General features: G+C 64.8%; 14 protein-coding genes. 7 read left to right on the top strand and 7 right to left on the bottom strand.

Features of this window, described 5'->3' with window-relative positions; translation table 11 throughout:
* The first annotated feature begins 26 nt into the window (after nucleotides 1-26).
* Genes BUC40_RS02485 through argE form a run of 4 tightly spaced genes read left to right on the top strand, consistent with a single transcriptional unit; the run spans nucleotide 27 to nucleotide 3597 of the window.
* Nucleotides 27-1328: a flavin-containing monooxygenase gene (locus BUC40_RS02485; protein WP_073262275.1), complete on the top strand. Its 1302-nt coding sequence runs from the start codon at nucleotides 27-29 to the stop codon at nucleotides 1326-1328.
* Complete coding sequence (locus tag BUC40_RS02490) at nucleotides 1328-1753, top strand: RidA family protein (RefSeq protein ID WP_073262277.1); 426 nt, start codon at nucleotides 1328-1330, stop codon at nucleotides 1751-1753. The genes BUC40_RS02485 and BUC40_RS02490 overlap by 1 nt, the downstream gene beginning before the upstream one ends.
* Nucleotides 1754-1763: 10 nt before the next feature.
* Nucleotides 1764-2441 carry a DUF1028 domain-containing protein gene (locus BUC40_RS02495; RefSeq protein WP_073262279.1) on the top strand — a complete coding sequence of 226 codons (678 nt, stop codon included), beginning with the start codon at nucleotides 1764-1766 and terminating at the stop codon, nucleotides 2439-2441.
* Complete coding sequence (gene argE / locus BUC40_RS02500) at nucleotides 2434-3597, top strand: acetylornithine deacetylase (protein ID WP_073262281.1); 1164 nt, start codon at nucleotides 2434-2436, stop codon at nucleotides 3595-3597. The genes BUC40_RS02495 and argE overlap by 8 nt, the downstream gene beginning before the upstream one ends.
* Nucleotides 3598-3905: 308 nt before the next feature.
* On the opposite strand, the gene BUC40_RS02505 is transcribed toward argE, so the two are convergent.
* A complete protein-coding gene (locus tag BUC40_RS02505; protein ID WP_073262283.1) occupies nucleotides 3906-4829 on the bottom strand; it encodes a LysR substrate-binding domain-containing protein in 924 nt (307 codons plus the stop codon).
* Nucleotides 4830-5119: 290 nt separating this feature from the next.
* On the opposite strand from BUC40_RS02505, the gene BUC40_RS02510 reads away from it, so the two are divergent.
* Nucleotides 5120-6175, top strand: coding sequence for an ABC transporter substrate-binding protein (locus BUC40_RS02510; RefSeq protein WP_073262285.1), 1056 nt, complete (start codon nucleotides 5120-5122; stop codon nucleotides 6173-6175).
* 236 nt (nucleotides 6176-6411) lie between these two features.
* Here the strand turns inward: BUC40_RS02510 and BUC40_RS02515 are convergent, their stop codons facing one another.
* The 4 genes from BUC40_RS02515 to BUC40_RS02530 all read right to left on the bottom strand — a co-directional run bounded on the left by BUC40_RS02515 (nucleotide 6412) and on the right by BUC40_RS02530 (nucleotide 10640).
* Nucleotides 6412-7260, bottom strand: coding sequence for an ureidoglycolate lyase (locus BUC40_RS02515; RefSeq protein WP_073262287.1), 849 nt, complete (start codon nucleotides 7258-7260; stop codon nucleotides 6412-6414).
* Between the two features lie 28 nt (nucleotides 7261-7288).
* On the bottom strand, nucleotides 7289-8032 hold the full coding sequence (locus BUC40_RS02520) for an SDR family oxidoreductase (protein WP_073262289.1): 744 nt from the start codon (nucleotides 8030-8032) through the stop codon (nucleotides 7289-7291).
* Nucleotides 8029-9423, bottom strand: a complete 1395-nt coding sequence (locus BUC40_RS02525; protein ID WP_073262291.1) for an MFS transporter — start codon at nucleotides 9421-9423, stop codon at nucleotides 8029-8031. The genes BUC40_RS02520 and BUC40_RS02525 overlap by 4 nt, the downstream gene beginning before the upstream one ends.
* Nucleotides 9424-9698: 275 nt before the next feature.
* Entirely contained in the window at nucleotides 9699-10640 is a 942-nt protein-coding gene (locus BUC40_RS02530; RefSeq protein ID WP_073262293.1) for a LysR family transcriptional regulator, read from the bottom strand.
* 115 nt (nucleotides 10641-10755) lie between these two features.
* On the opposite strand from BUC40_RS02530, the gene BUC40_RS02535 reads away from it, so the two are divergent.
* Nucleotides 10756-11934: a fumarylacetoacetate hydrolase family protein gene (locus BUC40_RS02535; protein ID WP_073262295.1), complete on the top strand. Its 1179-nt coding sequence runs from the start codon at nucleotides 10756-10758 to the stop codon at nucleotides 11932-11934.
* A gap of 65 nt (nucleotides 11935-11999) precedes the next feature.
* Complete coding sequence (locus BUC40_RS02540; protein ID WP_073262297.1) at nucleotides 12000-13784, top strand: IlvD/Edd family dehydratase; 1785 nt, start codon at nucleotides 12000-12002, stop codon at nucleotides 13782-13784.
* Nucleotides 13785-13844: 60 nt separating this feature from the next.
* Here the strand turns inward: BUC40_RS02540 and BUC40_RS02545 are convergent, their stop codons facing one another.
* Both BUC40_RS02545 and BUC40_RS02550 read right to left on the bottom strand, forming a co-directional pair.
* Entirely contained in the window at nucleotides 13845-14048 is a 204-nt protein-coding gene (locus tag BUC40_RS02545; RefSeq protein WP_073262299.1) for a hypothetical protein, read from the bottom strand.
* Nucleotides 14045-14257 (bottom strand): DUF4177 domain-containing protein, encoded by a 213-nt coding sequence (locus BUC40_RS02550; RefSeq protein ID WP_073262301.1) that lies wholly within the window; start codon nucleotides 14255-14257, stop codon nucleotides 14045-14047. Before BUC40_RS02550 ends, BUC40_RS02545 begins: the two co-directional genes overlap by 4 nt.
* Nucleotides 14258-14332: the final 75 nt, after the last annotated feature.

Consider the following 14332-nt stretch of genomic DNA (forward strand, 5'->3'; position numbering starts at 1 on the left):
CGAGCCTCCTTCAGAGGGACGCAACGATGGCTGTCGAAATAACCCGAATAGACACCCTGGTGGTGGGCGCCGGCCAAGCCGGCGTGGCGATGAGCGAGCACCTGACCAAGCTCGGCGTGCCGCACTTGGTGCTGGAACGCGAACGCATCGCCGAACGCTGGCGCACCATGCGCTGGGATTCGCTGGTCGCCAACGGCCCGGCCTGGCACGACCGCTTCCCCGGCCTTGAATTCGACATCGACGACGACGCCTTTCCGGACAAAGAAAAGGTGGCCGCCTACTTCGAAGCCTATGCGCGCCGCTTCAACGCACCAATCCGCACCGGCGTGGAGGTGAAGAAGGTTCGCCGCAACGCCAATCGCCCCGGCTTTACCGTGGAAACCTCGGAGGGTGTGATCGAAGCCAATCGCGTGGTGGCCGCCACCGGCCCCTTCCAGCGCCCGGTGATTCCGGCCATCGCCCCGCAGGACGAACACCTGCTGCAGATCCACTCCGCCGACTACCGCAACCCGCAGCAACTGCCCGCCGGCGCCGTGCTGGTGGTGGGTGCCGGCTCCTCGGGCACGCAGATCGCCGATGAGCTGATGCAGGCCGGCCGCCAGGTTTACCTCTCCGTCGGCGCCCATGACCGGCCGCCGCGCAGCTACCGCAACCGCGACTTCTGCTGGTGGCTGGGCGTGCTCGGCGAGTGGGACCAGGAGACGCCGAAAGCCGGCCGCGAACACGTGACCATCGCCGTCAGCGGCGCCGGTGGCGGCAAGACCATCGACTTCCGCCGCCTGGCTCACCAGGGCATGACGCTGGTCGGCCTGACCCGCTCGTTCGAAAACGGTGTGGTGCAGTTCGCCGGCGATCTTGTCGATAACGTCCGCCGTGGCGACGAGAACTATCTGGCGCTGCTCGATGCCGCAGATGCCTATGTGAAACGCAACGGATTGGATCTGCCGGAAGAACCCGAAGCGCGCATCATCCCGGCAGATCCTGCCTGCATGAGCGAGCCGCTGCGCGAGCTGGATCTGGTCGCGGCAGGCGTGACGTCGATCATCTGGGCGACCGGTTTCGCCACCGACTTCAGCTGGCTGGAAGCCGACACCTTCGATGCCAACGGCAAGCCCCAGCACCAGCGCGGCGTGTCCCGCGAGCCGGGCATCTATTTTCTCGGCCTGCCGTGGCTGTCGCGCCGTGGCTCGTCGTTCATCTGGGGCGTGTGGCACGACGCCAAGCACGTCGCCGACCATATCGCCACGCAACGCAAGTACACCGCCTATCGCGATGCCGAGCAGCGCCATGTAGACGCCCCCATCACTCGCCTGCAGGGAGTCAAATGATGCCCACCCATACCCGTATCCGCATGTTCAACACCAAGGACACCTACCCCAACCAGGCCCTGGACAATGACCTGTGCCAGGCCGTGCGCGCCGGCAACACGGTGTACGTGCGCGGCCAGGTCGGCACCGACTTCGACGGCAACCTGGTGGGTCTCGGCGACCCGCAGGCGCAGACCGAGCAGGCGATGAAGAACCTCAAGCAGTTGCTCGAAGAAGCCGGCAGCGACCTGTCCCATATCGTCAAGACCACCACCTACATCATCGACCCGCGCTACCGCGAGCCGGTGTACAAGGAGGTCGGCAAATGGCTCAAGGGCGTGTTCCCGATTTCCACCGGGCTGGTGGTCTCGGCACTCGGCCAGCCGCAGTGGCTGATGGAGATCGACGTAATCGCGGTGATCCCGGACGACTGGCAGGCCAAATAAGGAGGCGCGCATGACCTTTTCCATCGTCGGGCGCTGCCCGGAAACCGGGCAACTGGGTATCGCCATCAGCTCGTCGAGTATCGCCGTGGGCGCGCGCTGCCCCTGGCTGCGCGCCGGTGTGGGTGCGGTTGCCACGCAAAACGTCACCCTGCCCGCCCTCGGCCCGCAGATTCTCGATTTGCTTGAACAGCAGGCGCTGGCTCCAAGCGATGCCCTGCAGCATGCCTTGAGCGCCAATGGCTGGAGCCAGTATCGCCAGGTGACGGTGATCGACAGCCAGGGCCGCACCGCGCTGTTCAACGGCAAGGAAGCGCTGGGGCTGTACAACGCGGTGGCCGGTGAGCAGTGCGTGGCGGCGGGTAATCTGCTGTCGAGCGAAGCGGTGATCCAGGCGATGGTCGAGGCCTTCGAGAACGCCAGCGGGCAACTGGCTGACCGCCTGCTCGCGGCCATGCATGGGGCGATGGCCGCCGGCGGCGAGGCCGGCCCGGTGCATTCGGCGGCGCTCAAAGTGGTGGGCGACCTGGTGTGGCCGATCATCGACCTGCGCGTCGACTGGGCAGACGAGGACCCCATCGGCCAGCTCGATGGCCTGTGGCAGGCCTACCGGCCGCAGATGCAGGACTACCTGACCCGCGCCCTCGACCCGACGGCGGCGCCAAGCTACGGAGTACCGGGTGATGAATGAGCCAACCAGCCGCGCCCTGCTCGAGCGGCTGATCGGCTTCGCTACGGTCAGCCGTGACTCCAACCTGGAACTGATCGACTTCATCCGCGAGTACCTGGCCGGGTTCGGCGTCGCCAGCGAGCTTTTCCACAACGCCGAGGGCACCAAGGCCAACCTGTTCGCCACCATTGGCCCGACGGATCGCGGTGGCGTGGTGCTGTCCGGCCACACCGACGTGGTACCGGTGGACGGCCAGGCCTGGACGGTCGATCCGTTCAGGCTGACCGAGCGCGACGGGCGCCTGTACGGCCGCGGCACCGCGGACATGAAAGGCTTTATCGCCTGTGTGCTGGCGGCGGTGCCGAGCCTCGTAGAACGCCCGCTGCAAGTGCCGGTGCACCTGGCGTTTTCCTACGACGAGGAAGTCGGCTGCATCGGCGTGCGCTCCATGCTCGCCGAGCTGGAAAAGCGCCCGCACAAACCGACCCTATGCCTGATCGGCGAACCTACCGAACTCAAGCCCGTGCTCGGCCACAAGGGCAAGCTGGCGATGCGCTGCGAAGTGCACGGCGCTGCCTGCCACTCGGCGTACGCGCCCTATGGCGTGAACGCCATCGAATACGCGGCGCGGTTGATCGGCCACCTGGGCGATATCGGCGCGCGCCTGGCCCAGCCCGAGCACCACGATGCGCGCTTCGACCCGCCCTTCTCCACCGTGCAGACCGGCGTGATTAAAGGCGGCCGAGCACTGAACATCGTGCCGGCGGAGTGCGAGTTCGATTTCGAAGTACGCGCGTTGCCGGGCTTCGATGCGCAAAGCGTGGCGGATGAATTACAGAGCTACGCCGCCGAGCAACTGCTGCCGAAGATGCAGGCGGTGAGCGCCGCTAGCGACATTCGCCTGCACGCGCTGAGCGCCTACCCCGGCCTCGCCACACCACCGGAAAGTGAAGCAGCGCGGCTGCTGACGAGGCTCTGCGGATCGAGTGATTTCGGCACCGTAGCCTTTGGCACCGAAGGCGGCCTGTTCGACGGTGCCGGCATTCCCACCGTGGTTTGCGGCCCAGGCAGCATGGACCAGGGCCACAAGCCCGACGAGTTCGTCAGCGTGGAACAGCTAAATGGCTGCGATGCGATGCTGCAGCGGTTAGCGGACTACCTCTGCGATCCGGCGTGATTTTTGATTTCGCGGGCATGGCCCGCTCCCACATGATTTGCGCCGACAGCTTGTAGGATGGGTCGGGCAGCGTAGGTGAAACCCATCAATGCCCGATGGGTTTCACCCATCCTACGCCTCTGAAAACCATCCGTAGCCTGGGTTGAGCAACGCGATACCCAGGACATTTCCCCGGGTGTCGCTGCGCTCGACCCGGGCTACGTTCAATGTGGGAGCGCGCCATGCGCGCGATTCGCGGGCGTCGACTAGGCGTCCCCGCCCGCTCCCACAGATATCGCACCGACAGTGGCTCCAACCTAACCCTGCTCCTACGCCACACCCCGCTCACTCAACTCGCCCAACCGCTCCCGGCAAAAATCCACGAATAGCTGCGCCGGTTTGGTGAGCTGTCCCCGCTTGAGACGCGCCGCCACCAGCCCGGAGGTGGCGACATGTTCGGTGATATCCACGGTCACCACGCGTTTGCCGTCGTAGGTGCATTCCGAATGCGGTTTGGTGACCAGCAGCGAGAAGCCGAAGCCCTGGCCGACCATGCCGCGCACCATCTCGATGGACGGTGAACTGAAGACGATATTGGGGGTCAGCCCCAGCTCGTGGAACAGGCTGACGAAATAGGTTCGGCTGGGTTGCACGTCGAGCAGGATCATCGGTTCCAAGCACAGATCGCGCAGCGATACCTGGGCCTGTCCGGAGAAACGATGGTGCTCGGGCAAGAGCACGTAGGGTTTCTGCGGCGGCATCAGCGGCTCGGTGGCGATGGTGCCGTCAAGGTCGTGCTCGTAGAGAAACGCCAGGTCGAAGGAGCCGGAGGTGAGCCCCTGCACCAGCTCCTGCTGCTCACCATCGCGGATGCGGATATCCACCCCAGGATAGCGCTCGCGAAAGCCAGCGATCAGCTGTGGCAGGTAGAGCGGCGCGACGGTTTCGAAGCAGCCGATATCTATCTGACCGGCGACGATGTCGTTGTCGGCTAAGGCGTTCTGCTCGAACTCGCGGGCCATGCGCAGCAGTTGCTGGGCCTTCTCGTAGAAGCGCGCACCGCTGGGCGTCAGCGACACGCCCTGGGCGTGGTGGCGGATAAAAAGCTGCACGCCAAAGCTCTCTTCCAGCCCCTTGATCGCCGTGGAGATGGACGGCTGGGCGATGTACAGCTGCCGCGAGGCCTCGGCCACGCTGCCCGCCTCCACCGTGGTGACGAAGTATTTGAGTTGCCGCAGGGTATAGGAAGCCACGTGTCGATCTCGCCGCGATTACTGCCTGCACCTTACTCCAACAAAGTGCTGCGGCGGGGCGTTGCCTTGCAAAGGTTTTTCATAAGTCCCGAGCATATTTTTACTAATTTTCGTTCTTGCCCGACTGACGCACCATGGCCCTCACATGAACGACAGTTCCCGCCCGGCAAGCACACCGCGCGACAAAACAACAAAGATCCTGCTGACGCGTGACACAACGCGCAGCTTCGCCGCTTCGGCCCTACTGCCCCTGTTCCGAAATACAACGAAAAAACAGCGAGGGAGTTTCCATGTTCAAGCACTTGCGTCCATCTATCCGGGCCGCCATCGGCCTGTCCATCCTGGCCGGCGCCAGCACATCGGTATTGGCTGATTCGTCGAAACTGACGGTGATTTCTTTCGGCGGCGCCACCAAGGTCGCGCAGACCGCTGCCTACTTCAAACCCTTCGAGCAGAGCGGCGCCGGTCAGGTAATCGCTGGCGAGTACAACGGCGAACTGTCCAAGGTCAAAGCCATGGTCGACGTTGGCCAAGTGACCTGGGACGTGGTCGAACTGGAAAGCCCGGAGCTGCAGCGCGGCTGCGAAGAAGGCCTGTTCGAACGCCTCGACCCGGCCATTCTCGGCGACACCAGCCAGTACATTCCCGGCACCGTGAGCGAGTGCGGCGTGGCCACCTACGTGTGGTCGATGGTGATGGCCTACAACGGCGACAAGCTGAAAACCGCACCCACTTCCTGGGCGGATTTCTGGGACCTGGAGAAATTCCCGGGCAAGCGTGGCCTGCGCAAGAGCGCCAAGTACACCCTCGAAGCCGCCCTGCTGGCCGACGGCGTGAGCCGCCAGGATCTGTATAAGGTGCTGGCCACGAAGGAAGGCGTCGACCGCGCCTTCAAGAAGCTGGACGCCATCAAGGGTTCGATCCAGTGGTGGGAAGCCGGCGCGCAACCGCCGCAGTGGCTGCTGGCCGGTGACGTGACCCTGTCCGCCGCCTATAACGGGCGTATCGGCGTGGCCCAGAAGGAAGGCGCCAATCTGAAAATCTCCTGGAACGGCAGTCTCTACGACCCGGAACACTGGGCCATCGTCAAAGGCAGCCCGAACAAGGCGCTGGCCGAGCGCTTCATCAAGTTCGCCAGCCAGGCGGACACGCAAAAGGTGTTCTCCAGCCAGATCCCCTACGGCCCTGTGCACAAGCAGACGCTGCCGCAACTGCCGGCCGATGTACAGGCGCAGCTGCCAACCGCCGAGGCCAACATGGCCAGCGCGCAACTGGTGAATGCCGAGTTCTGGATCGACCATGGCGAGGAGCTGGAAGAGCGCTTCAACGGCTGGGCCGCTCGCTGAGAGCCAGCCCAGTCGGAAAGCCGCTTGCGGCTAACGCGCTTCAGCGCGGCCCGAAGGGCGAGCGAAGCGAGTAATGCTCATTTACCACTCGTAAACTCGCGTGCGAGCCCAGTCCGCTTCCTCGCTTGTTTTCGCGGGGCCGCCTAGGCCTTGTATCGCTCTAGCTCGCGAGCCCGTGAACCGGCTTTACGCTGAGCGAAAAAAGGGGCCTTGCGGCCCCTTTTTTCATCTTGGTCTCAGTCAGCCTGAACGGTGACCTGATGCTGCTCACCCAGCCCGGCGATGCCCAGCTTGATGGTCTGCCCGGCGCGCAGGAATACCGGGTTGGGCTTGATGCCCAGGCCGACGCCCGGCGGGGTGCCGGTGGAGATCACGTCGCCTGGCTGCAAGCTCATGCAGCGGCTCAGGTAGGCGATCAGTTGCGGCACGTTGAAGATCAGCGTGCGCGTATTGCCCTGCTGATAACGGTGGCCGTCGACCTCCAGCCACATGTCCAGGGCGTGCGGGTCGGCAATTTCGTCGCGGGTCACCAGCCACGGGCCCAGTGGGCCGAAGGTATCGAAGCCCTTGCCCTTGTCCCAGCTGCCGCCGCGCTCGAGCTGCCACTCGCGCTCGGACACGTCGTTGATCACGCAGTAGCCGGCGACGTGGTCCATGGCGTTGGCCTCGTCGATGTAGCGCCCGCCCTTGCCGATCACCACGCCCAGTTCCACTTCCCAGTCGGTCTTGGTCGAACCGCGGGGAATCTCGACGGCGTCATTGGGGCCGCAGATGGCGCTGGTCCACTTGTTGAAGATGATCGGCTCTTTAGGCACGTCCATCCCCGACTCGGCGGCGTGGTCGGCATAGTTGAGGCCGATGCACACGAACTTGCCGACCTGGCCGACGCAGGCGCCGATGCGCGGGTTGCCGGTCACGATTGGTAGGCTGGCCGGATCAATCTGCGCCAGCGCGGCGAGGCCCGCCGGTGTCAGCACGTCGCCGGCGATATCGGCCACATGCCCGGAGAGGTCACGAATCCTGTTGTTGTCATCCAGCAGGCCTGGCTTCTCTGCGCCCTTGGCGCCGTAACGTAGCAGTTTCATGTGGGGTCCTTGTTCAGATTCAAGACGATCAGATGCTCATGCCGCCATCGATTACGTGCAGCGCACCGGTGGTATAGGAAGACGCGTCGGAGCCAAGGTACAGCACCAGCCGGGCGATTTCCTCGGCGCTGCCCAGGCGGCCCATGGGCTGGCGGCCGACGAACTGGCCGTGCACCTGCTCCTCGGCCACGCCCTGCAACGCCGCCTGCTCGGCGATGCGCGCACGCAGCGAGGGCGAGTCGACGGTGCCCGGGCAGATCGCGTTGCAGCGAATGCCCTGGCCGATGTAGTCGGCGGCCACCGATTTGGTCAGGCCGACCACCGCTGCCTTGCTGGCGGTGTATGCGCAGCGGTTGGGCACGCCCTTGATGCTCGACGCCACCGAGGCCATGTTGATGATCGAGCCACCACCGCGGGCCAGCATGCCCGGCAGCGTGGCGCGGATCATCCGGTACATGGCAGTGACGTTGAGCTGCAGGGAGCGCTCCCAGGCCGCTTCGTCGCACTCCAGAATGCTGCCGGCGTGCACGTAGCCCGCACAGTTGAACAGCACGTCCACCGCGCCGATCTGCTCGCTGAGCGCGGCGATGGCCTCTGGCGAGGTGACGTCCAGCGGTAAGGCGGTGAGGCCCGGCTCATCCTGCAGCGCACTGGTGTCGATATCGGTGGCAATCACCTCGGCGCCAGCGGCCGCAAAGGCCCGGGCGCTGGCCAGGCCGATGCCTTGGCCAGCAGCGGTGATAAGCACGCGTTTGCCGTGCAACTCGCTCATGCTTTCTCCAGAGTCAGGCCGCCGGTAGGCGTAACGACCGGCTTGCTAGCGGGCGTGTCGAGCATGCTGCGCGGGATGGCCATGATCAGCCCACCGCTGACGAACAGGCAGCCGGCCAATACGTAGGTGCCGTTGTTTATGTCGCCGGTCATGGTTTCTGCCATGGCGGTGATCATCGAGCCGGTGAAGCCGGACAGGTTGCCGAAAGAGTTGATGATACCGATGCCGGCCGCCGCGGCGATGCCGGACAGCACGGTGCCGGGCAGCGTCCAGTAGATCGGCATCAGGCTGAGGATGCCCGAGGCGGCAACGCTCAGGAACAGCACAGAGAGCACGATGTCATGGGCGAAGTAGGCGCTGAGCATCAGGCCGACACCGCCGATGAAGGCCGGAATCGCAGCATGCAGGCGACGCTCGCCAGTGCGGTTGGAATGGCGGGCGTTGAGCAGCATCGCCACGGCGGCCACGCCGTAAGGAATGGCGGTCAGCAGGCCGATGTGCAGGCTGCTGGTGATACCGGCGCTCTTAATGATCGACGGCATCCAGAACGCCAGGCCGTAGAAGCCGGTGTTGAAGGTCAACAGGATCAGCACCAGCAGCCATACGCGCGGGTTGAGGAAGGCTTCACTGAGGCGCGATGCCTTACCGGTGTTGTCCTGCTGCAGGTTGGCCTTGAGCATGGCTTTCTCGGCGGCGGACAGCCACTTGGCCTTATCGATGTTGTCGCACAGGCAGACGATCACCACGACGGCCATGACGATCGACGGCAGGCCTTCGATAAGCAGCATCCACTGCCAGCCGGACAGCCCGTGTACGCCCTGCATCGCGGTCATCAGCCAGCCAGAGAGCATGCCACCCAGCACCAGGCTGATCGGCAGCGCCAGCAGGAAGCCGGACATCACGCGGCTCTGCCGGTGGGTGGGGAACCAGTAGTTGAGGTACAGAATCACGCCTGGGAAAAAGCCGGCTTCGCAGATGCCGAGCAGGAAACGCAGGCTATAGAACATGGTGCTCGACTGGATGCCGAAGAACTGCGCCAGCGGCACGGTGAAGGCCACGGCCATCGACACCAGCGCCCAGGTCAGCATGATGCGGGCGATCCAGAAGCGCGCGCCGAGGCGGTGCAGCAACAGGTTGCTCGGCACCTCGAACAGGAAGTAGCCCCAGAAGAACATGCTCGCGCCGAGGGCGTAGACGGTGTTGCTGAACTGCAGGTCTTCGAGCATATCCAGCTTGGCGAAGCCGATATTCACGCGGTCCAGGTAGGCCGCCATGTAGCACAGCAGCAGAATGGGCAGGATACGCAGAATGACCTTGCGGTAGGTGCGATCCTCGAAGGCACTGTCGTGGTCGCGTGCTGGCGCGGCCGATGGCTCGGTACGTGGTTGCATGGTGATGACCCTTGGGCATGCGCGCATGCCTGATTGTTTTTATTGAAATGGGCTTCGCCGGCGGCGCCGGGCGACACTGCAGTTACAGCGGTGAGGCTCCCTGATGGTGAATGGGCCGCCGGGCAGCTGGCGCAATGCGTTGGGGAACAGCGCCGGGCCGGGCTCGACGGCCGGGCGCATGCCGGACCGCCGTGGCGATGGCCGGTAATCTATGCCGCGGACCGATTCAATCCCAATGGCATTTACTGATTAATCGATAACGTTGCGTTATCGAATCAGTCGCGCTCGCGCTGCGCATTGGCGAGCAGGATGTCGGCGAACTCCCGAGCCGGGCCCAGCAGCTGATCGCCCTTGCGGGTGAGAATCCCGTAGTCCTGGGGCATCAGGTAGAACGGTGTGTCGAGCTTCTTGAGCAGGCCACTGCCCAGGTGCTCCAGCACCATGGCTTCGGGCAGCATGCCGATCATCGGGCCGCCCTGCAGGACCTTGAGGAAGGTCTGCATGGAGATGGTTTCGATGGTGTTGCGCGGCACCTCCACCCTGGCCTTGGCGAACACTTCTTCCATGCGCCCACGGATCGGCGTGCCCTTGGGATAGAGAATCCACGGCCAGGTCACCAGTTGCTCCAGGGTCATCGGCCCGGCTTCGCACAGCGGATGGCGGCTGTTGACCACGATGCAGAACGGCTCCGGCGCCAGGGGCTGAAAATCGTAGCGCTGCTGCTGGCTTTGCTCGGTGAAACGGCCGATGGCCAGATCCAGATTGCGCTCCTCCAACATTTTCATCAGGTGATCGCTGGTTTGCTCGACCACCTCGATGGCCAAGAGCGGCCAGCGCTGCTTGATCTGCACGATGGCCTCGGGCAGGGCCACCGCCGTGGCGGCGAAGATGCCGCCGACTTTCAGATGACCATGGCCGCCAGCGCTGAGGTTGTTGATCTGTTCGACGAAGGTGCGTGCGTCGTTCAATGCCAGGTGCGCGTAGCGCAGCACCTGGGCGCCCAGCGGCGTGGGCTGCATGCTGCGCGGCAGGCGCTCAAACACGGCAAAGCCGAGCAGGCTCTCGATCTCCTTGAGCATCTTGCTCAGCGCCGGCTGGCTGAGGTTCATCTGCTGCGCCGCCAGGTGCATGTTGCGGGTGCGGCCCAAGGTGTCGAGGAGCGTCAGGTGGCGGAATTTTAGCCAGTTGCAAAAGCTCGAGAACGACAGATCCGACATGGGCAGCTCCAGGCATTCAATAACGGCAGGTTATTGATAATTGAAAATATGCCATTGGAGTTTATCCACACCGCCGCCTAGCGTGCAGCTTTCACGTACTCCGGGATTCATCGCCATGTCGATCCGTCTTACCCCCGAAAACACCCTGCCCGCCGACGCGGCCACGGCCACACTGATCGGCCGCGCCTGGGTTCCCGGCGCCATCGCCGGCCCTTCGCCGATCGTGCTGCGCGCCGACGGCGTGTTCGACCTGTCGGCGCGCTTCGCCACCCTCAGCCAGCTGCTGGAGGTCGATGATCCGCTGCGGGCCGTGCGCGACACACCCGGCTCCTTCGTCTCCAGCATCGAGGCGCTGCTGGCCAACACCGGCACCCACGTCGACGCGAGCCAGCCTTACCTGCTGGCGCCCGCCGACCTGCAGGTGATCAAGGCCGCCGGGGTGACCTTCGCCGCCAGCATGATCGAGCGGGTGATCGAGGAAAAAGCCGCCGGCGACGCCGCCAAGGCGCAGAGCGTACGGGCCATCGTGCGCGAGGCCATCGGCGACAACCTGCGCGCCGTGCAACCCGGCTCGCCCCAGGCGATGCGCCTCAAGGAACTGCTGATCGAACAGAACATGTGGTCGCAATATTTGGAGGTCGGCATCGGCCCGGATGCGGAGATTTTCACCAAGGCGCCGATTCTGGCTGCGGTGGGCAGCGCCAGCGAGATCGGCATCCACCCGATTTCGCAGTGGAACAACCCGGAGCCGGAAGTGGTGCTGGCGGTCAACAGCCGCGGGCAGATCCATGGCGCGACCCTGGGCAACGACGTCAACCTGCGCGACATTGAAGGCCGCAGCGCCCTCTTGCTCAGCAAGGCCAAGGACAACAACGCCTCCTGTGCCATCGGCCCGTTCATTCGCCTGTTCGACGAGCACTTCGACCTCGACGCCGTGCGCAACTGCGTGGTCGAGCTGCAGATTGAAGGCACCGACGGCTACAAGCTCAAGGGCTCCAGCTCGATGGACCAGATCAGCCGCGACCCGCAGAACCTGGCGAGCCAGACGCTCAATGCCTCGCACCAGTACCCGGACGGTTTCCTGCTGTTTCTCGGCACCCTGTTCGCCCCCACCGAGGATCGCGATCACCCCGGCAGTGGCTTTACCCACAAGATCGGCGACCGCGTGAGCATCAGCAGCCCGCGCCTCGGCGCCCTGCACAACAGGGTGACCACCAGCGACAAGGCCGCTCCGTGGACCTTTGGCGTGACCGCGCTGATCAAGAACCTCAGCGCCCGCGGCCTGCTGGGCTAAGCGTCGCTCTCTGAGCTGACAGCCCCAGCGCCACGCGACTCATTCAAGAACAAGAGAAACCCATCATGACCGACCCCAAACGCCCGCTGCGCAGCCAGCAGTGGTTCGATGATCCCGACCACGCCGACATGACCGCCATCTACGTCGAGCGCTACATGAACTACGGGCTGACCCGCGCCGAGCTGCAGTCGGGCCGGCCGATCATCGGCATCGCCCAGACCGGCAGCGACCTGACACCCTGCAACCGCCACCACATCGAGCTGGCCCAGCGGGTCAAGGCCGGCATCCGCGATGCCGGCGGCATTCCCATGGAATTCCCGGTGCACCCGATCGCCGAGCAAAGCCGCCGGCCCACCGCTGCGCTGGATCGCAACCTGGCTTACCTGGGCCTGGTGGAAATTCTGCATGGCTACCCGCTCGACGGCGTGGTGCTGACCACCGGCTGCGACAAGACCACCCCCGCCTGCCTGATGGCCGCCGCCACCACCGACCTGCCGGCCATCGTGCTGTCCGGCGGGCCGATGCTCGACGGCCACCACAAGGGCGAACTGATCGGCTCGGGCACCGTGCTCTGGCATGCACGCAAGCTGATGGCCGCCGGCGAGATCGACTACGAAGGCTTCATGGAAATGACCACCGCCGCCTCGCCGTCGGTGGGCCACTGCAACACCATGGGCACGGCCCTGTCGATGAACGCCCTGGCCGAAGCGCTGGGCATGTCGCTGACCGGCTGCGCCAGCATCCCCGCGCCCTACCGCGAGCGCGGGCAGATGGCCTACGCCACCGGCAAACGCATCTGCGAGCTGGTGATGCAGGACGTGCGCCCCTCGCAGATCATGACCCGCCCAGCGTTCGAGAACGCCATCGCCGTGGCCTCGGCACTCGGCGCGTCGAGCAACTGCCCGCCGCACCTGATCGCCATCGCCCGGCACATGGGCATCGAGCTGAGCCTCGAAGACTGGCAGCGCATCGGCGAGAGCGTGCCGCTGCTGGTCAACTGCATGCCGGCCGGCAAGTACCTGGGTGAAGGCTTCCACCACGCGGGTGGCGTGCCGGCGGTGATGCACGAACTGCAGAAAGCCGGGCGCCTGCACGAAGACTGCATGACGGTCAGCGGCCGGCGCATCGGTGAGATCGTTGCCGACAAGGTGACCGGCAACCGCGAGGTGATCCTGCCCTATGACGAACCGCTCAAGCACAGCGCGGGCTTCATCGTGCTCAGCGGCAACTTCTTCGATAGCGCGATCATGAAGATGTCGGTGGTCGGCGAAGCCTTCCGCAAGACCTACCTGTCCGAGCCGGGCAAGGAGAACAGCTTCGAGGCGCGGGCCATCGTGTTCGAGGGCCCCGAGGACTACCACGCCCGCATCAACGACCCGTCGCTGGATATCGACGAGCGCTGCATTCTGGTGGTACGTGGCGCCGGGCCGGTGGGTTATCCGGGCAGCGCCGAAGTGGTCAACATGGACCCGCCGGCAGCGCTGATTAAACAGGGCGTGACCTCGCTGCCATGCCTGGGCGACGGCCGGCAGAGCGGCACCTCGGCCAGTCCGTCGATCCTCAACATGTCGCCGGAAGCGGCGGTGGGCGGCGGCCTGGCGCTGCTGCAGACCAACGACGTGCTGCGCGTCGACCTCAACGCCCGCTCGGTGAACCTGCTGATCGACGACGAGGAGATGCAGCGTCGTCGCGCCGCCTGGAAGCCGAGCTACCCGGCCTCGCAAACACCGTGGCAGGAGCTGTATCGCCAGCTGGTCGGCCAGCTCTCCACCGGCGGCTGTCTGGAGCCGGCCACCCTGCACATGCGCATCATCGCGCGCAGCGGCGGCATGCCGCGTCACTCGCACTGATGCAAAACAGCCCGCGGCAGCAGGGCTGCAGCGGGCTGTCTGGCCTTCGCCCAGGAGGCATCAGCCGTCGAGAAAGCCGTCATCCTTGAGCTTGCGGTCGGCGCAGTAGCTGCGCACGGCCATCAGCACCAGCAGCAGGATGCCCGCGGTGAGGGTCACCTTGAGAAAGTGCTCACTCGACAGCACGTCAGCCCACAGCTGCACGATTGCCAGCAACGACCAGCCGATGAAAATCAGCAGCGCACCGACACCGGCGAATCTCATACGTCCTTTTCCATCACAACCACGTAGGCCTCGCGGCGCCACAGCAGCAACATGCGGCGGATGTCCTTTTCCATGGTCACCACGCGCCAGCCTTCGCGGGCGTTGCGGTTGAGGAATTCGGTGAAACGCAGCGGGTTGACCTTGGAGGCGCCAAGCACCAGCGAACCCAGCATGCCTTCCTGATAGATGACGACCTTGTACTCTTTCATCTGCTTCCCTTGCCTATGAACGATGGCTATTAAAAAGGGGCGCACTCGATGAGTGCCCCCCTCGTGGCCGATCAT

The sequence above is a fragment of the Phytopseudomonas punonensis genome (assembly GCF_900142655.1).
GTDB lineage: Bacteria > Pseudomonadota > Gammaproteobacteria > Pseudomonadales > Pseudomonadaceae > Aquipseudomonas > Aquipseudomonas punonensis.